The sequence below is a fragment of the Frankia nepalensis genome, assembly GCF_016786325.1.
Lineage (GTDB): Bacteria > Actinomycetota > Actinomycetes > Frankiales > Frankiaceae > Pseudofrankia > Pseudofrankia nepalensis.
In genome coordinates this window covers 1-18,529 of record NZ_JADWYU010000030.1, presented here as the reverse complement: position 1 = coordinate 18,529, position 18,529 = coordinate 1, and the positions used below count along the sequence as shown (strand labels likewise).

At 73.5% G+C, this 18,529-nt stretch carries 18 protein-coding genes and 1 pseudogene; 7 read left to right on the top strand and 12 right to left on the bottom strand.

Annotated elements, in window-relative coordinates:
* Positions 1-82: 82 nt before the first annotated feature.
* A complete protein-coding gene (locus I6A81_RS45375) occupies positions 83-934 on the bottom strand; it encodes a DUF4253 domain-containing protein (RefSeq protein WP_203006109.1) in 852 nt (283 codons plus the stop codon).
* A gap of 458 nt (positions 935-1,392) precedes the next feature.
* On the opposite strand from I6A81_RS45375, the pseudogene I6A81_RS42840 reads away from it, so the two are divergent.
* From I6A81_RS42840 to I6A81_RS01260, 4 genes and pseudogenes are all read left to right on the top strand, one after another.
* Positions 1,393-1,770: pseudogene (locus I6A81_RS42840) on the top strand (DUF5919 domain-containing protein); the annotation flags it as partial.
* Positions 1,767-2,564: an inositol monophosphatase family protein gene (locus I6A81_RS01270; RefSeq protein WP_203006108.1), complete on the top strand. Its 798-nt coding sequence runs from the start codon at positions 1,767-1,769 to the stop codon at positions 2,562-2,564. The pseudogene I6A81_RS42840 and the gene I6A81_RS01270, both read left to right, overlap by 4 nt.
* 379 nt (positions 2,565-2,943) lie before the next feature.
* Positions 2,944-4,332 (top strand): cytochrome P450, encoded by a 1,389-nt coding sequence (locus I6A81_RS01265; protein WP_238430457.1) that lies wholly within the window; start codon positions 2,944-2,946, stop codon positions 4,330-4,332.
* A gap of 283 nt (positions 4,333-4,615) precedes the next feature.
* A complete protein-coding gene (locus I6A81_RS01260) occupies positions 4,616-5,965 on the top strand; it encodes a cytochrome P450 (protein WP_238430455.1) in 1,350 nt (449 codons plus the stop codon).
* 47 nt (positions 5,966-6,012) lie between these two features.
* Here I6A81_RS01260 and I6A81_RS01255 read toward each other — a convergent pair whose 3' ends face one another.
* The 4 genes from I6A81_RS01255 to I6A81_RS01240 all read right to left on the bottom strand — a co-directional run bounded on the left by I6A81_RS01255 (position 6,013) and on the right by I6A81_RS01240 (position 9,225).
* On the bottom strand, positions 6,013-6,303 hold the full coding sequence (locus tag I6A81_RS01255; protein ID WP_203006107.1) for a DUF1876 domain-containing protein: 291 nt from the start codon (positions 6,301-6,303) through the stop codon (positions 6,013-6,015).
* A gap of 130 nt (positions 6,304-6,433) precedes the next feature.
* The gene (locus I6A81_RS01250; protein WP_203006110.1) at positions 6,434-7,219 is read right to left on the bottom strand and encodes an SDR family oxidoreductase; all 786 of its coding nucleotides are present in this window, start codon (positions 7,217-7,219) and stop codon (positions 6,434-6,436) included.
* Positions 7,220-7,301: 82 nt separating this feature from the next.
* Positions 7,302-8,477 (bottom strand): acyl-CoA dehydrogenase family protein, encoded by a 1,176-nt coding sequence (locus tag I6A81_RS01245; RefSeq protein WP_203006106.1) that lies wholly within the window; start codon positions 8,475-8,477, stop codon positions 7,302-7,304.
* 28 nt (positions 8,478-8,505) lie between these two features.
* A complete protein-coding gene (locus I6A81_RS01240) occupies positions 8,506-9,225 on the bottom strand; it encodes a TetR/AcrR family transcriptional regulator (protein ID WP_203006105.1) in 720 nt (239 codons plus the stop codon).
* 110 nt (positions 9,226-9,335) lie between these two features.
* Between I6A81_RS01240 and I6A81_RS01235 the strand changes: the two genes are divergently transcribed.
* Positions 9,336-9,857: a BlaI/MecI/CopY family transcriptional regulator gene (locus tag I6A81_RS01235; protein ID WP_307874390.1), complete on the top strand. Its 522-nt coding sequence runs from the start codon at positions 9,336-9,338 to the stop codon at positions 9,855-9,857.
* A 2-nt stretch (positions 9,858-9,859) separates the two neighbouring features.
* Positions 9,860-10,891, top strand: a complete 1,032-nt coding sequence (locus tag I6A81_RS01230; protein ID WP_203006103.1) for a M56 family metallopeptidase — start codon at positions 9,860-9,862, stop codon at positions 10,889-10,891.
* Positions 10,892-10,952: 61 nt separating this feature from the next.
* Here the strand turns inward: I6A81_RS01230 and I6A81_RS01225 are convergent, their stop codons facing one another.
* The 7 genes from I6A81_RS01225 to I6A81_RS01195 form a co-directional block, all read right to left on the bottom strand.
* Positions 10,953-12,179 carry a styrene monooxygenase/indole monooxygenase family protein gene (locus I6A81_RS01225; protein WP_203006102.1) on the bottom strand — a complete coding sequence of 409 codons (1,227 nt, stop codon included), beginning with the start codon at positions 12,177-12,179 and terminating at the stop codon, positions 10,953-10,955.
* Positions 12,172-12,801, bottom strand: coding sequence for a GTP-binding protein (locus I6A81_RS01220; protein ID WP_203006101.1), 630 nt, complete (start codon positions 12,799-12,801; stop codon positions 12,172-12,174). The genes I6A81_RS01225 and I6A81_RS01220 overlap by 8 nt, the downstream gene beginning before the upstream one ends.
* Positions 12,802-12,869: 68 nt before the next feature.
* Positions 12,870-13,256, bottom strand: a complete 387-nt coding sequence (locus I6A81_RS01215) for a DUF742 domain-containing protein (RefSeq protein ID WP_203006100.1) — start codon at positions 13,254-13,256, stop codon at positions 12,870-12,872.
* 161 nt (positions 13,257-13,417) lie between these two features.
* Positions 13,418-13,858: a roadblock/LC7 domain-containing protein gene (locus tag I6A81_RS01210; protein ID WP_203006099.1), complete on the bottom strand. Its 441-nt coding sequence runs from the start codon at positions 13,856-13,858 to the stop codon at positions 13,418-13,420.
* Entirely contained in the window at positions 13,855-15,180 is a 1,326-nt protein-coding gene (locus tag I6A81_RS01205) for a sensor histidine kinase (protein ID WP_203006098.1), read from the bottom strand. The genes I6A81_RS01210 and I6A81_RS01205 overlap by 4 nt, the downstream gene beginning before the upstream one ends.
* 312 nt (positions 15,181-15,492) lie before the next feature.
* Positions 15,493-16,497 carry an LLM class flavin-dependent oxidoreductase gene (locus tag I6A81_RS01200; RefSeq protein WP_203006097.1) on the bottom strand — a complete coding sequence of 335 codons (1,005 nt, stop codon included), beginning with the start codon at positions 16,495-16,497 and terminating at the stop codon, positions 15,493-15,495.
* Positions 16,498-16,554: 57 nt separating this feature from the next.
* Entirely contained in the window at positions 16,555-17,466 is a 912-nt protein-coding gene (locus tag I6A81_RS01195; protein WP_203006096.1) for an SDR family oxidoreductase, read from the bottom strand.
* A gap of 176 nt (positions 17,467-17,642) precedes the next feature.
* Between I6A81_RS01195 and I6A81_RS01190 the strand changes: the two genes are divergently transcribed.
* Positions 17,643-18,529, top strand: an 887-nt coding sequence (locus I6A81_RS01190) for a CoA transferase subunit A (RefSeq protein ID WP_203010065.1), incomplete at its 3' end; no start/stop codon positions are given.

Here is an 18,529-nt window from a genome sequence, read left to right as displayed (position 1 = left end):
CCGCCGGCGGGGGGGGGGGGGGCGGCCGGCGGCCGCCCCCCCCCCCCCCCCCCCGACCGTGGGGCCACGTCCTGGTCCAGGCCTAGTCCCACCAGAACGTCCAGGTGCCGGCGTTCCTCAGCGAGTGGGCGTACGCCCTGAGGCTGATGTCGCTGTTGACGTTGTCGGGGCAGAAGGCGAGATGCTCCGCGGCGAGGAGAAGCGCGTCGTCCTCACTGGCCGGCGGGGCGGCGACGCTCAGGTAAAGCGTGTCGAAGCCGACGCCTACGACGCGGACGCCGAATCGCCGTTCCCAGCTCGCGACCACCGCGGAGATCTCGGCGGTGTCATTGGTGTGGTTGAGCGGTCCCTGCCAGCCCGCGACGGTGAGCGCATCGGCTCCCGAGCCCGCGGCCACGAGGCCAAGCCGCATCGCCGGACTTTCGCCGAGAAGCTGGCGCGCGCACTGGGCGGCCGCGCCGCCCGGGTCGGCCGCCGGCTCGGGCGGGGCGACGAGCCCAGGCCAGGTAGGCCCGAACGGCTTGTAGAAATCGTGCGCGTACCAGCCCTCGGCGCAGTCCTTCCACCAGTGGGCGAGGAGCGCCGCCGGGTCGTGGTCACCCGGGGCCGTCATCAGGTCCGGCGCCAGCTCGCCCGTCTCCCACGGCCGGAGCTCCGCCGGCTCCCCGGGCGGGCGGTCCTTGTCGTCCCAGTGCGGCGGCTCGAGGAGCAGGGGCCACAGTCCTGAGGTCGGGTGCGCGGCGAGCAGCCCGGCCCACAGCTCGGCGGTCGCCGGCTCGTCGCTCATCCACAACGCGAGGGTCTCCTGGTCGCCTTCCAACGCGACGAGGCAGCGCCCGGGCGGCAACGGGACCGTCAGTGAGAACTGGTCGGCCTGCCCGGCGCCGAACAGCGCCCGCGGGTCAGTGGGCGGCCAATCCCCCGCGCCAGCCACCGCGCCTCCTCGAGAAGGATCGCCACCAGTCCCTGGCAGGGTAGCTGCGGGGTCCGACAATCCATCCCGGACCGGGCGGGCGACGAACGACCGCGCCGCGGACGGTGACGGCGGGTAGGAGCGCGAAGCGGACGGGTTCGGACAGGCCGCGGCCGCGGCGGTCCGACGAAGCGGCAGCCGCGTTTCCAGTCGATTGTCGCCGGCGGATTTCGCCGGAAGGTGATTGCTTCGACAGTGCCGCCTCCGGCAGAGGAAATCCAAATAACCACGCCACTTCGGCCAAATTGGTGGCTAGGTTCCTAGCTGGGTCCTCGCCACACTTCGCGTCGGAAGCGGCGCGCTCGGCCATGCCCGCGCGCTGGGGCCTGGGGTCCGGTGTGAGCTGCTGCCGGTGAGGAAGGGGATCCCGTGGCCGGTACCGACGGGCGTCGCTACCTCTACTTCGTCAGCTCAGTGCCCAGATCACTGCTGGCGCCACCGTCTGCTGCCTCTTCCTTGACCCCACGGGCGAGGGCACCGCCCACCGCGAACGCGAGGAGGGCTACCAGCCGGGTGAACTCGCCGCCCTCACCAACCTCAATATCCAGACCCTGCTCAGAGCGCGGTCCAGACTCGACCTGGAATCCCGCGAGCGGCTGGTCATCGGCGTCTACGACGAAATCATCCGGTTCAACATAATCATCGTCGACGAGGTCCGATGCGTGGTGCAGCCCTATCTGCCCGAAGCCCGCGGTGTGGACTCGCCGACGCTCCTGATCGAACGTACCGACGGCGGGCTGTTTGGTACGTTCGCCGAGTTGTTCGACGCCCTGCGATCCCGGAGCCGATTCCTGTGACGACCTGGGACCCTCTGCTCGAGGTCGCGCGGGAAGCCGTCGACCTGGCCGCGGCCATCGTCCTGGAACGCCGGACAGGCCGGGTCCAGGCCAAGGGTGACCGCGACTACGTCACCGAGGTCGACCTCACCGTCGAACGCACGGTCCGTGGTTTCCTAGGCCAGCGCACGCCCCACATCGGGTTCCTCGGCGAGGAAGAAGGTGGGCGGAGCGCCAAAGGGCTCACCTGGATCCTCGATCCCGTCGACGGGACCTCCAACCTGGCCCGGGAGATCCCGCTGTGCGGCATCTCGCTCGGTCTCGCCGACGGCGACGACCCGGTACTCGGCGTCATCGACCTGCCGTTCCTGCGCGAGCGCTACGCCGCCGCCCCCGGCACCAAGGCCACCCTCAACGGCAAGAAGATCGAAACCCGCCGCCCTACCGACCTCGCTGACGCCGTCGTCGCCATCGGCGACTACGCCGTCGGGCCAGGCGCGGCCGAACGCAACCGAACCAGGGTGGCCTTCACCGAACTGCTCGCCGCCACGGTCGAACGCGTCCGCATGTTCGGCACGGCCGCGATCGACCTCGCCTGGCTGGCCGCGGGCAGAACCGACGCGGCTGTCACCATGTCGAACAAACCATGGGACATGGCCGCCGGCGTCGCTATCGCCCGCGAAGCCGGTGCCCTGGTCGTTGATGCAGACGGTTCCCACTACACCCTGCGGTCGACCGCGACTGTCGCCGTGGCCCCCGCCCTTGCCCCCGCCATCCTTGACCTCCTCCGCCGTGTCGACACCGAACGGTCCTGACGACACCGCTGGGCAGCACCGCACCGCTGGGCAGCACCGCACCGCTGGGCAGCACCGCGACGCTCTGGGTATGACCAAGCCCTGTCGATCTGGTCGCGGCCGCTCACGCGGTCAGAACGGTGCCGGTGACATCGGGGCCGTCGCGGGCTCTGCGGGTGGATCGCCCGAGGTGGGGTCGTCGATACGTTTCGTTGTCTCTGATGTTGTTCGACACCTGTCTCCGAAAATGGGTGCGCATGTGATGACAATCAGTACTTAGAAGGCGCGAGAATTCTCTGTTAGCGTCCTGCGCCGTTACAGCGTCGCGGAATCGGGGGGTCGGCTCGCGACGCAGGCCGCCGCGCCTGGGCCGGGAACCTGTCCCGGCGAAGGAGACGACATGACCGACGCCAAGCAGCGCGCCGGGGTGCCCGTGCCCCCGCCCCCGGCAGCGCATGACGCGGGCACCCCGGCGAGTGGCCCGGCGCGGGGCACGGCCGTCGTCGACCGCGCCGGGCCTGGCTGGCGTTCGTCGGCCCAGGCCGACGAACTGGCCCTTCGTTACCCGGCCCACGCGGACGCCGTCCGGTTGTACGGGGACGGGTTCCATCGCGACCCGCGGACGACGTACCAGCGGCTGCGCGAGCGGTACGGGGCGGTGGCGCCGGTGCTGCTGGACGACGACGTGCCGGCCTGGCTGGTGCTCGGCTATCGGGAGCTGCACTTCGTCGCGGGCGAGCCCAACCTGTTCAGCAAGGACTCCCGGCTCTGGAACGCCTGGAACCTCGTGCCGGCCGACTGGCCGCTGCGGCCGCTGGTCACCTGGCGCGACACGCTGCTGTCCGCGGACGGAGCCGAGCACGACCGGCACTCCGCCGCCGTCGACGCCACGGTCAGTTCCATCGACCTGCTCGAGCTGGCGGCCCGCTGCGAGCGGATCGCCGACGACCTGATCGACGCCTTCGCGAGCGAGGGCTCGGCCGACCTGATCGGCCAGTACGCCGCGCGGCTCCCGCTGTTGGTGGGGACGGCCCTGCTGGCGCTCCCGCCGGCGCAGGCCGCGGACTTCACGGACGACATGGCCGCCGTGCTCGGCCGGGTCGGCGACGTCGGTGCCGCCGAGGAGCGGCTGCGGTCCGCGGTGCGCCGGCACACCGCCGCGCGCCGGGCGAACCCGGGCTCCGACCCGCTGTCCACGCTCGCGACCCATCCGGCGGCGCTCACCGACGACGAGGTGTTCGACAACCTGTTCATGCTGTTCCTGCTGGGCCATGCCAAGACGGCCGCCTGGATCGGGAACGCCCTGCGGCTGATGCTCACCGACCCCCGGTTCGCGGCGAGGCTCGCCGGCGGGCGGCGCTCGGTCGAGCACGTCCTCGACGACGTCCTCTGGGAGGACCCGCCGAACTCGAACGCGCTTGGCCGCTGGGCGACCCGGACCGTCCAGCTGGGAGCCCAGCACGTCCGGCCCGGCGACCTGGTGGTGCTCTCGGTCGCCGCGGCCAACGCCGACCCGGTCGTCCGCCCCGACAGAGCGGCCGGGCCGGGCCGCAACCAGGCGCACCTGGCCTTCGGCAGCGGCCCCCACCGGTGTCCCTACCCGTCGCAGGACATCTCCCTGGTCACGACCCGGGCCGCGCTTTCGGTTCTGCTCGACCGGCTGCCCGACATCACCCTCGCCGCGCCGGCCAGCGAGCTGGTCTGGCAGCCCGCGGTGTTCGTCCGCAGCCTGACCGCCCTGCCGGTCGTCTTCACCCCGATCCCGCCACCCGGTTTCCTCCCGGTCTGACGCCGGCCCGGCCCGCCGGCCTTCCCGACCAGGCGGCCGCGGGCGGCGCCCGCTGCCCGCGGCGGGAGTGGCGCCGGGTGCCGTCCCTGGTGTTCTCCGGCGCCTGGGAGCGGGTCTCGGCGCGCCGTCGGCGTCCTCGGTGCGCGGTTGGTGACGAATGGCGCTGGGATGTCTGTCCCGGTCCTGTTACTGTGCTCCGCCAGCCACCGCGTCACGGTCCGGTGGGCGTAGCGCGGCGGCCCACGCCCCGCGGGCCGGTCCGCGTTCCTCCGGAGGAGCCGAGATGACCGACGTCAACCTGGACGCCCCGACGCCCGCGGTCTCGCCGGTTCCGGCCGTGCCCGGCCCGGTTCCGGCGGGCGACCTGCCAGGCGGCCGGGGCGGTGGTGGGGAGCCGGCGGCGCGGGCCGCCGAGCTGGCTCGCCGCTACCCGGCCCACGAGGGCGCCGACCGGTTGTACGGGGACGAGTTCCACCGCGACCCGCGCCGGACGTACCAGCGGCTGCGGTCGCGGTACGGGGCGGTGGCGCCGGTGCTGCTGGACGACGACGTGCCTGCCTGGCTGGTGCTCGGCTACCGGGAGCTGCACTACGTGGCCGGCCAGCCCGACCTGTTCAGCAGGGACTTCCGGATCTGGAACGCCTGGGACCTGGCGCCGGCCGACTCGCCGCTGCACCCACGCCTCGCCTGGACCAGCACGGTGATCTCGACGGATGGCGCCGAGCACGCGCGGTACTCCACCGCTGTCGACGACGCGGTGGGCGCCGTGGACCCGTTCGAGCTGGCGGCCCGCTGCGAGCGGATCGCCGACAGGCTGATCAATGTCTTCGCCGGCGACGGGACGGCCGACCTGATCAGCCAGTACGCCACCCAGATCCCGACCGCGGCCGGGACCACGCTGCTCGCGCTTCCGCCGGCGGAGGCCGGGCCCTTCAGCGACGACATGAACACCCTGCTCGCCCAGGGGGGTACCGCCGCCCGGGAGGTCGAGGCGCGGCTGCGCGAGACGGTCCGCGCGCACGCGGTCGCGCGCCGGGTCGACCCGGGCGCGGACACGCTGTCCCAGCTCGCCACCCATCCCGTGGCGCTCAGCGACGACGAGGTGTTCGAGAACCTGGTCATGGTGTTCCTGATGGCCCAGGCCAAGACGGCGGCCTGGATCGGGAACACGCTGCGGCTGATGCTCACCGACCCGCGGTTCGCGGTGACTCTCGCCGGGGGCCGGCGCTCGGTGGCGCAGGCCCTGAACGACGTGCTCTGGGAGGACCCGCCGAGCCCCAACGTGCTCGGCCGCTGGGCGACCCGGGCCGTCCAGCTGGGGAAGGCGCATGTCCGGCGCGGCGATCTGGTGGTGCTCTCGGTCGCGGCGGCCAACACCGACCCGGTGGTCCACCCCGGCCCCGGCGCCGGCGCGGGCGCCCGGCAGGCGCATCTGGCCTTCGGCAGCGGCGCGCACCGCTGCCCCTACCCGGCCCAGGACATCGCCGAGGTCGTCGCCCGGACCGCCGTCGAGGTGCTGCTCGACCGGCTTCCCGACGTCGCCCTGGCGCTGCCGGCCGACCAGCTGGCCTGGCAGTCCACGGTGCTCCTGCGCCACCTGACCGCTCTCCCGGTCGTGTTCACCCCGGCCTGACGCGCCGCTCCCGCGGTGACACGCTGCTCCACGGCTGACGAACCGCGCTACGGGCTGACGTGCGCCTTCCGGCCGGTGCGGGCCTCGATGTCGCGGGCGGCGGAGTCCAGCAGCTGATGGGCCAGCTCGGACAGCGCCCGGGACGCGGCGACCTCGTCGCCGATCATCGACACGTCGGCGTCGTCCGGGTGGCACCGGGCCATGCCCTCGGCGCGCAGCTCGGTTCCGGCGACCGCCACACGGCCCTCCTCGGCACCGTTCAGCAGCGCCTGGGCGCGGGTCCGCCCGCCGTCCTCGGTCAGCAGTACGTCTACCGTCCAGGTCCTGGTCGTGGTCATGCTCCACCGTCCTGTTCGCTCCGCGGCTCTGCGCTCGGCCGGCTCGCAATGCCGTGCCGATGCCCGCAGCGTTCCCCGTCCGGCGTGAGGTACCGGGTGCCCGGCGGCGTGGCCGCGGCGGTGGCCGTCGCTACGGGTGCTGGCTGCTGACGGAGACGATCTCGCCGGTCATGTAGGTCGAGTAGTCGCTGGCCAGGAAGGCGATGACGGTGGCGATCTCCCAGGGCTCGGCGGGTCGGCCGAACGCCTCCCGACGGGCGAGTTCGGCGAGGAAGTCCTCGTCGCTGACCTTGGCGAGGAACGGGTGCATCGCGAGGCTGGGGGCGACCGCGTTGACGCGCACCCCGGCGGGGGCCGCCTCCATCGCGGCGCAGCGGGTCAGCGCCATCACGCCGGCCTTGGCCGCGGCGTAGTGGGCCTGGCCGACCTGGGCCCGCCAGCCGACGACCGAGGCGTTGTTGACGATGACGCCGGCGCGGGCGGGCAGCATCCGGCGCAGGGCGGCGCGGGTCGCGCGCATCGTGCCGGTCAGGGTCACGTCGAGGACCGTCGCCCACTGCTCGTCGGTCATCTCGGTCAGCCGCACGTCGCCGCCCAGGCCGGCGTTGTTGACGAGGACGTCCAGGCGGCCGTGGGTCTCGTAGACGGCGTCGAACAGGGCGCCGATCTGGTCCTCGCTGCGCACGTCGCACGCCACGGCGAGCGGCTTCTCGCCGGCGAGCTCGCCGATCCGGGCCGCGGCCTCGCCGAGGCGGCGGACGTGGTGGTCGGAGACGACGACCGTCGCGCCCTCCAGCGCCGCCCGCCAGGCGGTGGCGAACCCGATGCCGGTGCCCGCGGCGGCCGTCACCAGGACGACCTTGCCGCGCAGCAGGTCACGGCCGGGCGGCGGCTCGGGGGCGACCAGAGGCGCCACGCCTGGCCCGGCGGAAGCGGCGGCGGTGTCGCCGGTGACGGTGGTGTCGGCGCCGGTGTCGGCGGTGTTGGCGGTGTCGGTCTCAGGCACGGGGCAACCCCAGCGTTCTCTCGGCGATGATGTTGCGCTGGATCTCGCTCGACCCGGCGTAGATCGTGTCGGCGCGGCTGAACAGGAACAGCGACTGCTCGGGCCGTAGCTCGTAGGGCTCGCCTTCGACGAGCATGGCGGCCGCGCCGAGGACGTCCATCGCGAGCTCGCCGAGCTGCTGGTGCCACGTCGACCAGTACAGCTTCCCGATCGACGACGCCGGCCCCGGCGGCGTGTCCGCGTCGGCGTCGGCCAGGGTGCGCAGCGCGGTGAACCGCATGATCTCGACGCCGATCCAGGCGCGGACCAGCCGGTCGCGCAGGTCCGGCCGCTCCCAGGCGCCGTTGCGCTTCGCGAGCGTGATGATTCTTTCCAGCTCGCGTCTGAACCCGACCTGTTGACCGAGGGTGAAGGTGCCCCGCTCGAACCCGAGGGTGGCCATCCCGATCTTCCAGCCGTCGCCTTCCGCGCCGACCAGGTTCGCGACCGATGTGCGGGCGCCGTCGAAGAAGACCTCGTTGAACTCTGACGTGCCGGTCATCGACACGATCGGGCGGATCTCGAGGCCCTGTTGGCGCATCGGCACCAGCAGGTAGGACAGCCCCCGATGACGGGCGGACCCGGGCTCGGTCCGGACCAGCGCGAACCCCCAGTCGGCCAGGTGCGCGAGCGACGACCACACCTTCTGCCCATGGATCACGTAGTCGTCGCCGTCGCGGCGCGCCCGGGTGGTCAGCGCCGCCAGGTCGGAGCCGGCGCCCGGCTCGGAGTACAGCTGGCACCACAGCGCCTCGCCCGCGCGGATCGGTGGCAGCAGGCGCCGGCGCTGCTCGTCGGTGCCGAACGCGATGAGCGTCGGGCCGACCATCCCGTCGCCGATCAGCCCCACCCGGGCCGGCGCGTCCGAGCGGGCGTACTCCTCATGGAAGACGACCTGCTCGGCGACGGAAAGCCCGAGCCCGCCGTGCTCCTTCGGCCAGCCGATGCAGGTCCAGCCAGCGGCGGCGAGGTGACGCTCCCAGGCGACCCGCAGCTCGAAGGCCTCATGCTCCCGGCCGGGACCGCCCAGCCCGCGCGCCTTCGCGAAGTCGCCGGTCAGCGCGTCGGCGAGCCAGGCTCGCACCTTTTCCCGGAAATCGGACGTCGCGGACGTCCCCGTCGACACCACGGCAGACACGCTAGCGCGACCACCCAAGCTAGCGCTTGGTTTTCACCTCCGCCGGCGCCGGGGGAGCGTCCCCGCCGGTGCCCCGGGCACGGATGCCGTCGAAGACCGTGGCGAGGAAGTGCTCGGCCATCTCGTCGGGCCCGAGCGGCCCGTCCGGCCGGTACCAGTGCACGGACACCCAGATCGCGTCCCGCAGAAACCGGTGGGTGAGCTTCGGGTCGAGGTCGGCGCGCAGCTCGCCCCCGGCGATGCCTTCGCTCAGCGCCCGCAGCCACAGTGCCTGGCTCGCCTCCTCGGAGGTGCGCAGGTAGGCGAACCGCGGCAGTGTCGCCAGGTAGCCGCGCTCGTTCTGGAAGACCGTGACGGCGGCGCGATGACCGGCGATCGCGGCGAACGCCGCCCGCGCCAGCGCGGCGATCGTGTCACTCGGCCCCGCCCGCGCGGCGGCGATCGCGGTGTACTGGGCGTGCAGCTCGTCGAGGAAGCTGGACAGCAGCTCATCAACGATCGACTCCTTGGAGTCGAAATGGTGGTAGAGGCTTCCGGAGAGCATGCCGGCGGCGTCGGCGATCTCCCGGACCGTCGTCGCCCGGTAGCCGCGCTCGGCGAACAGCCCGGCGGCGATCTCGACGATGGCCGCCCGCCGCTCCGACTCGCCGGCGGCCGTCGCCCGCCCGGCCCGCGTAGAGCGGCCGGCCCGGCCGGCGCGCGTCGGCGCGGACCGGCCCTGGCGCGATGAGGTGTCCACCAGCTCATTATCCCCGTCAACCAAGCGCTTGGTCGGCCCGGACGACTTTCGGGCGCGCCACACGGGCCCCGCACGGCGATCACCCGCGAGAAGTCCGTATGGTCGAGGGCGTGGTACCCGAAGCCGACGGATACACGGACGATGCCGGTGACAACGCCGGTGACAACCAGCCGGGCGGTGACCTCGCGGCTGGCGCGGGTGGCGCCAGCCGCGGGCGGCGCCGGGCGCCGGGCTCGCTGGAGGCCGAGATCCTCACGGTCCTGCACGACGCGCGCACCGAGCTGACCCCCGCCCAGGTCCGGGACCTGCTCGACGGTGGGCGGCTGCTGTCCTACAGCGCGGTCGTGACGACGCTGACCCGGCTGTACGGCAAGGGCGTCGTCACGCGCCGCCGCTCCGGCCGGGCCTTCCTCTACCAGGCGCCGTCCGACGCGGCCAGCCTGGTCGCCTGGCGGATGAACCGGCTGCTCGACGAGCAGGCCGACCACCGCCCGGCGCTCACCCACTTCGTCGCCGCGCTCTCGCCCGGCGACGAGGCGCTGATCCGCCAGCTGCTCGCCGACAGCCCGCCCCGCGAGCACCTCGCGAGCGGCGTGACCAGCGGCGCCGACGGCGAGGCCGTCGGACGCTAGCGATGGTCCACGAGCTGGTCGTATGCGTGCTGGTCGCCCCGATGCTGGGCACCGTCGTGATGCGCCTGCTCGCCGACCGGGTCCCCGCCGGGGTGGCCGTCGTCGCGTTCACTGTCTCGGCCTGCCTGCTGGCCCTGGGCACCGCGCTGGTGCTGCTGGCCAGCGGTGTGCACACGACGACGGCGCTGGTCACCACCGGCAAGCACGGCTGGACGTCCGAGGCGTGGGCTGACGCGGGCCGGGAGACGTGGCTGTCCGGGCCGTGCATGCTGGCCGCGGCCTGGTCGGCCGCCGCCGCGGCCCGTGTCTGGCGCCGCCAGCGGGCCGCGCTGCGGGCCGCTGGCGCCGAGGCGGCGGCGCTGCCCGGCGCGGACATCGTCGTGGTCGTCCCCGGGGAGTATCCGGACGCGTTCACCCTGCCCGGCTCGCCCGGCCGGATCGTCGTCACCGAGGCGATGCGGGCGGCGCTGAGCTCCGACGAGCTGGGAGTGGTGCTCGCGCACGAGCGCGCCCACCTCATGGGCCGCCACCACCGCTACATCGACGCGGCCCGGCTCGCCGCCGCCAGCCAGCCGCTGCTGCGCCCGGTCGCGCGGCTGGTCGAGTTCGGCGTCGAGCGGTGGGCCGACGAGCGGGCCGCGCTCGAGATCGGCGACCGGGCCCGGGTCGCCCGCGCGATCGGCGTCGCCGCGCTGGCCGGCGCCGCCCGCTCGCCCGTCGGTTCCGCTCCCGTCGGCGCCGGATGCCCGGCGGGCCACGTCGCTCTCGCCCCCGCGCCGTCCGTGCTGCGGATCGCCGCGCCCGGCTGGCGGGAGGGCCACGTCGCGGCCGGGCGGCGCGAGATCCGGCCGGGGCCGGTCCCGCGCCGGGTCCTCGCGCTGCTGCGCCCGCTGCCCAGCAGCGGCCACCTGTCGCTGCTGGCGATCCCCGCCGTGCTGTCGCTGTGCTCCTGCCTGTGGGCCGGCGACGCCTGCTATGACGTGCACGCGCCCTTCCGGGTGGCCCTCGCGCTGGACAACCAGCTCCAGCGCTGAGGGCGGCCCGCGGCGGCCAGCCGCGGTCAGCCGGCCAGCCGCGGTCAGCCGGCCAGTCCGGTCAGACGGTGGCGAGGTAGTCGGCCGTCTTGGCGGGGTCCATGAACCAGTTCTGGTAGTCCGTGGGGTCGTCGAAGCCGTTGACGAACCGGCGGGCGACGGTCTCGTTCGCCTGGGCGACGCCCAGGATCCGCAGGACGTGCTCCGGCGGCGGGCCGAGCAGGGCGTTGGTCCACTGGGTGACGTGCTGGGCGTAGTCCCAGTAGCGCTCGAAGGTGGTGGTCATCCACTCCCGGTCGAACGGCGCCTCGCCACGTTCCAGGATGCTGTCCAGGTAGGAGACCGCGCACTTGGCCGCGTTGTTCGAGCCCTGGCCGGTGATCGGGTCGTTGGCGACCACGACGTCGGCCATGCCGAGCACGAAGCCACCGGACGGCAGCTCGCCGACCGGGTGGCGCACCACCGGCGTGTACCCGCCGGCCAGCGCCGCGCGGGCGTCGGTGAGCTCCACGTCGGCGCAGCGCTCGTACTCCCACGGGATGTACTGGCGGACCAGGTCGAGCAGGCGGCGCAGGTGCTCGTCCGGCCCGGGCTGGTCGGCCCAGCAGTCCAGCGGGCCGCCGGGGATCCCCTCGAAGAACAGGATGTCGCAGTTCCCGCTGAGCGTGTATGCGGGAATGACGAACAACTCGCCGACGCCGGGGGCGATGTTGAACCGGACGCCGGGCGAGTCCGGGTGTTCGGGCCGTGGCGCGAGCCCGTGCACGTAGGCCAGCGAGAGTGCCCGCTGCGGGCTGGTGAACGGCGAGCGCTCCGGCACCCGGTCGAAGAGCCCGACGAGCTCGCCCTTGCCCGCGGCGACGACGACGAGGTCGTACAGCGCGGCGAGCGAGTCCAGGTCGGCGGTGGTGACGCCGTGGATGAGCAGCTTGCCGCCGCGCTGTTCGAACAGCTCCGCCCAGCCCGCCATCTTCACCCGCTGGTCGACGGACTGGCCGTAGTGGTCCAGCCGGCCGAACCAGTCGAGTACCCGACCGCCGTCCGGGCCGGCGACCGAGACACCCAGGCCCTCGATCCGGACGGCCTCGGCCTCCCACAGGTTCAGCCCGTGGTCGCGCTCGTGCTGTAGCGAGGTGTGGAACATCGCCTGGGTCGACATCACCCGCCCGGCGCGGATCTCCTCGGGCGTGCGGGCCGACATCACGGTGACGTCGTAACCGTTTTCCTGGAGCATGAGGGCGAGCTGCAGCCCCGACTGTCCGGCCCCGACGACCAGTACCTTACGCATGCGTCCGTGCCTTCCTGAACTCCGCCGTCTCACTCAGGGACATCGTGTAGAGCACCAGTTCGCGAAGCGTCGCGACCGTCGCCACCGGGTCACGCGCGTCGCAGGTCACCAGCGGAATCGCCGGACTCAGCGCGAGGGCCTCCCGGACCTCGTCCACGTCGTGCAGCAGCTTTCCGTCAAAGAGATTGACCGCGACGATGAACGGAACGTCCGAGTCGTTCTCGAAGTAGTTGATCGCGGCGAACGACTGGTCGAGCCTCCGGGTGTCGACGAGAACGATAGCGCCCAGGGCGCCGCGCGACAGATCGTCCCAGAGAAACCAGAACCTCGCCTGCCCCGGCGTGCCGAACAGGTACAGCACGAGGTCGTCGTAGAGCGTGATGCGCCCGAAGTCCATAGCGACTGTCGTGGTCGTCTTCCCGCCGCTCGGCGGAAGGTCGTCGAGGCCCTCACTCGCCTCGGTCATCCACGCCTCGGTGTTGATAGGCGGCACCTCGGAAACCGAACCGACGAACGTGGTCTTGCCGACGCCGAACCCGCCGGCGACCACGATCTTCGCCGAGATCGTCAGCGCGCCGCCCGGATGGCTCGCGGCGGAGCCGGGCGCCGTCCGTGAATTCATGGGGCCACCTCGAGGCACAGGAGCGCGCGGGAGCGGCGCGCTCGCGGTCGGTCGGCCGGCGGGGCCGGCTAGACGGGCAGTTCGCGCAGACCGCTGAGAATGCGTTCCAACACGTTCCGGTCGTCGCGGTAGGCATGCGCCGTCGGGTGGATGAGGACGGCGCCCTGCGACGCGAGATCGCTGATAAGTACACGGACGACCCCGAGCGGAATCGCCAGGAGCGCGGACAGCTCGGCGATCGAGAGCTGAGAACGGGCCCGTTCGTACAGTGCCTTCGACTCGGGCATGAGAGTCTCGGAAAGAGCCGGGTCGAAACGCGGCACGGACACCAGCGTCTCTACCAGCAGGTGGTAGCGCGACCGGGTGCGGCCACCGGTCAGCGCATAGGGCCGGACCCGCTTGCTGCGTACCTGGTGCGCGGTCCTGCCGGGCCGTGCGTCCTGCTGCTCCACCATCACGATCCTCGGTCCGTCGGGTCGCTATGAAGGTCCGGGGCGGCCGGATGACGCGGCCACACCTGCCTGCATCTGGGTCGTCGTTCCGGCGCCCGCCCGGGCGGGCGGTCCCGCCGGGCGGGGCGGACGGGCGGGACCGAGGGGGCCGGTCCCGCGGGTCATCACTCGGGCCGGCGCCCGACGAGCACCCGGCGCAGGTCGGCGCGCCGCTCCGGGGTCAGCGCATGCCCGGCGCGCACCACGAACTGGGTCATCTCGTAGGCCACCACCTTCATGTCGCAGTCGGGCCCGGTCAGCACCGCGAGCCCCGCGCCCGCGTCGATGCCCATGAACAGGAAGTAGCCGCGGCTGAGGCGGACGATGATGTTCTCGCAGGTGCCCTTGTCGAACAGCGCCGCGCTGTTGCGCGCGAGGCTGAGCATCCCGCTCGCGATCGCGGCGAGCTGCTCGCCCTCCACCGTGCTCATCCCGTCGGACGCGGTCAGGGACAGGCCGTCGGACGACATGATCAGCGCCTGGGTGACACCGTGCACCCTGCTCACGAAGTCGTTGATCAGCCAGCTGAAGTCGGAGTCGGAACGGCGGTCGCGCTCCTGGGTCACGGTTCGCTTCCTTTGTCTTCCTGGTCCTCGCGGGCGGCGCGCTCCCCGTCCGAGAACGCGTCCAGGTCCGCGAGCAGCTGCTGGTGGCTGGCGGCTCGGTCGGCGGCTAGGTCGGCGGCACTGTCGGCGACGGGCGACGGTGCCGCCCCGTTCGCGGACCCGGCGGCGCCATCGCCCGAGGAGTCGCGGAGGCTGTGGGCCACTCGCCGTGGCAGCCCGCTGGCGGTCGTCCCCGCGGTGGTCGGCGCCGCGGCGGGCCGCGGTGGCGGCGCGGGCTCGGCCTCGGCCCGGCGGCTCGCGGGGACGGCGGGCCGCCCCGCGGCCGGCGGCCGTGTTTCCGTCGCGCGGCGGTTCGGCAGCGGCGGCCGGTCGGCCGCGTCGAGGCCGGGCGCCATGGCCGGCACGGCGGCGGGGCCGGTGTCCGCGGCGGTCCCGGCGCGGGCCGCCACCGTCCGCAGGCCCGACCAGGCCGCGTCAGGCAGTTCGCAGACGAGCGCCGCGGGAAGCAGCACCGACGCGGTGGTGCCGTGCGGAGCGCGGTGGTCCAGCCAGGCGCGGATGCCGTGCCGGCTGGCGAGCCGGCATACCACCGCGAGACCCATGTGGCGCACGGCGTCGTCGTCGAGCACCGGCGGCGCGGACAGCCGCTCGTTGAGCTCGCGCAGCCGCTCCGCCGGGACGCCGATGCCGTCGTCCTGGACCCGCAGCAGCGCGCTGCCGGACTCCGTCAGGTGCGCGCCGACGCGGACCTCGGTGTGCGGCGGGGACGACTTCGTCGCGTTGTCCAGCAGCTCGGACAGCAGCCGGCTCACGTCCTCGGCGGCGAACCCGACGACCCCGAGGTTCGCGACCCGCCCGACGCTGACCCGCTGGTAGTGGTCGATCGACGACATCGCGCCCCGGATCACGTCGACCAGGGAGGCGGTCTCGGCGGAGCCGTCGTCGGCGTCGCGGCCGGCCAGCACCCGCAGGTTCTCCGCGTTGCGGCGCAGCCGCGCCGCGAGGTGGTCGAGCCGGTACAGCTCGGCGAGCCGGTCGGCGTCCTCTTCCCGGGACTCCATGTCCTCGAGCTGCGAGAGCAGCGCGTCGACCAGGTTGAGGTCCCGCAGCGCCAGGTCCGCGCAGATCGCCGACAGCGCGCTCTCCGCGGCCGCGCCCGGCGCGGGCGCTGCGGTGGCGCCCGGCGCGGGCGCCGCGGTGGCGCCCGGGCGGTGGGGGAGAGCGTCCCTCGGCGGCGGGCCGAGCAGCTGCGTGGCCGCCGCCCGCGAGCCATCCCAGAATGCACGTGACCGGTTGAGAAGTTCTCGAGCGCGCGTTGTCATGGCAGCCTGAGTGCTCTCTGCGTCGTGTGCCAGTCTTCCCTTTCCGAACTCCTGCCCCGTACAGGTAGCCGAGAGCCTACCGCTCCGCTTCGGCGCGCTACCGCGCACCTCGGGCGCACCACATCGGTTTACGGTTGCCTGGCGGATTCCCGCCGGAGGGTTGCCTGCGCCCGAATATTTCGCCGGTGACACGGGAAACAACCGGGCCACCACGCACGCTCATCGCCGCGACTTCGGCGGTAAGAGCGGTGTGGCGGCCCGGCCGGGTTGCCCCGTCAGCGCGTTCGATTAATCACAGCGGGAACCCGCTGGTCAGCTCCCGGAGCCGGCGTCCGCGCGCGCCGCGGCGAGCCGGGGGAGCACCTTCTCGCCATAGAGGCGCAGGCTTTCCCAGCCGCGCTCGGGCGGCATCCCGCCGCACAGCGGGTGCAGCACCGTCACGCCAGCGCCACCGCGCGCCCGCTCGACGCACTCGTCGGGGGACAGGATCCGGTACTTGGCCTCGGCGCGCAGCTCGTCGACCGTCGACGCGTGCGAATGCGCCGCCGAGGTCTGCCCCGGCGGCTGCCAGGAGGCGTACAGCGTCGCCTCGTGCAGGAAGTACTCGCCGAGCTCGGCCCAGGCCTTCTCCGGGTCCTCGGCGACGTGCACGAACGTGGTGTCCGCGCCCGGCATGATGACGAAGCCGGAGGTGCCGTGCTCCGCGCACTGCTCGTAGTAGTACGCCTCCAGCTCGGGGGAGTTGTTCGGCGGGCACAGCGGCAGCCCGAGCCGGGCCGCCCGGCGCGCGGACGCCTTCACCGAGCCGCCCACCCACAGCAGCTGCGCCGGCGGGCTCGCCGGCGGCGGCGTGATCCGCACCGTCCGGCCGCGGTAGGTGAACGGCTCGCCCGTCCAGGCGCCGAGGATCGCCGCCAGCGACTCGTCGAGCAGCGCCCCGCGTCGCGACCAGTCGAGCCCCGCGTCCGCGTACTCCTCGGGCCGGTAGCCCAGGCCCGCCACGGCGGTGACCCGGCCCCGGCTGGCCAGGTCGAGCACCGCCAGCTGCTCGGCCAGGCGCAGCGGGTCGGACAGCGGCACCAGCAGCGCCTGCACGATGACGTGCACCTTCTTGGTGGCGCCGAGAATGAGTCCGGCGTTCGTCAGGGGCGCCGGGCTCCAGCCGTTGTCGGCGCCGTGGTGCTCCTCCAGGGAGACCATGGCGATCCCGGCGTCCTCGGCGTAGCGGGCCATCTCGACGCCCGCCTGGTAGGACGCGGCTAAGGCGCCCCGGTCGAGGCCTGGCACGGCGAAGTTGAGGCGAAGAACGGAGATCATGGCGACGCGGCTCTTCTCTCGTAGAAGGGACGTCAAGCGTCTCTCGTAGAAGGGACCTCAGGCGCCGTAGACCGGCTCGGCCGGCGGCGCGTCGGCGAGCAGCTTGTCGACGGCCGGCCCGACCTCGGCCGGCTCCCAGCGGGCGCCGCGGTCGACCGGCACGCCGTGCCGCCAGCCACCGGCCAGGGCGATCTTCCCGCCCTCGACCTCGAAGACCTGGCCGGTGACGTGCGCCGACAGCTCGCTGCCGAGCCAGACCACCAGCGGGGAGATGTTCGCGGGATCCATCGCGTCGAACCCGGTCTCGACCGGAGCCATCGTCGCGAACACCCCCTCGGTCATCCGGGTGCGCGCCGACGGCGCGATCGCGTTGACCGTCACACCGTAGCGGGCGAGCTCGACGGCCCCGACCAGCGTGAGGGCGGCGATACCGGCCTTGGCCGCGCCGTAGTTGCCCTGCCCGACGCTGCCCTGCAGGCCGGCGCCGGAGCTGGTGTTGATGACCCGGGCGTCCGGGCGCCGGCCGGCCTTCGCCTCGTCGCGCCAGTAGGCGGCCGCGTGCCGCAGCGGCGCGGCGTGTCCCTTGAGGTGGACACGCACGACCGCGTCCCACTCCTGCTCGGTCATCGAGACGAGCATCCGGTCGCGCACGAAGCCGGCGTTGTTGACGAGCACGTCGAGCCGGCCGAACGCGTCCAGCGCCGTGCGCACGAGCGCCGCGGCGCCGGCCCAGTCGGCGACGTCGTCGGTGTTCGCGACCGCCTCGCCGCCGGCGGCCCGGATCTGCTCGACGACGCCGTCCGCGACCGGCTCGCCCGCGCCGGGCGTGCCGTCCCGGGCGACGCCGACGTCGTTGACGACGACCCGGGCGCCCTGGCGGGCGAACTCCAGCGCGTGCGCCCGGCCGATGCCCCGGCCCGCGCCGGTGACGATCACGACCCGGCCCGCGCAGATCCCGTTCTCGCTCACCGCGCCCACTCCCTCGCTTCCGGCTGTCCCGCCCACCGGCCCCGGCCCAGGTCGCGGGCACGGTCATCCGCTCGCGGCGGCCGTCGACGGCTGGTAACTTACCCGACCAAGCAAGCGCTTGTGTAGATGTTCCCGCGGGGCCCGGGCCGGGTCCCGCCCACGCGGAGGGGCCCGTGATGGGCGCGAAGCTGACCACCATCCCCGCCGCGGTCGCGGCGGTCGAGAGCGGCATGACCGTCGGCATCGGCGGCTGGGGCTCGCGCCGCAAGCCGATGGCGCTCATGCGGGCGCTCGCCCGCGGCCCGGCCACGGACCTCACTGTCGTCACCTACGGCGGCCCGGACGTCGGGCTGCTCGCCGCCGCCGGCAAGATCCGCAAGCTGGTCAGCGGGTTCGTCTCGCTCGACTCGATCGCGCTGGAGCCGCACTTCCGCGCCGCGCGGCAGCGCGGCGAGATCGAGTTCGCCGAACTCGACGAGGGCATGCTGCAGTGGGGCCTGCTCGCCGCCGCGCACCGGCTGCCGTTCCTGCCGATCCGCGCCGGCCTCGGCTCCGACGTGCAGACCACGTTCCCCGGCCTGCGGACCGTCACCTCGCCCTACGACGACGGCGAGGAGCTCGTCGCCATGCCGGCGCTGGGGCTCGACGTCGCGTTCGTGCACGCCAACCGGGCCGACGCCGCCGGCAACGCGGCGTTTCTCGGCCCGGACCCGTACTTCGACGACCTGTTCTGCCTGGCGGCCCGGCACCGGGTGCTGTCCTGCGAGCGAGTCGTCGACACCGCGGAGCTGACGAAGGAAGCCCCGGTGCAGGCGCTGCGGATCAACCGGATGATGGTCGACGCGGTGGTCGAGACGCCGAACGGCGCGCACTTCACCAGCTGCGTGCCCGACTATGACCGCGACGAGCCGTTCCAACGGGCCTACGCGAAGGCGGCCGGCGGCGACGGCTCCGGCTGGGCGGCCTTCCGCGACCGCTACCTGGCCGGCGACGAGGCCACCTACCAGGACGCCGTGCGCGCTGGCCGGGCGGACGGCCCCCCCCCCCGCCCCCCCCCCCCCCC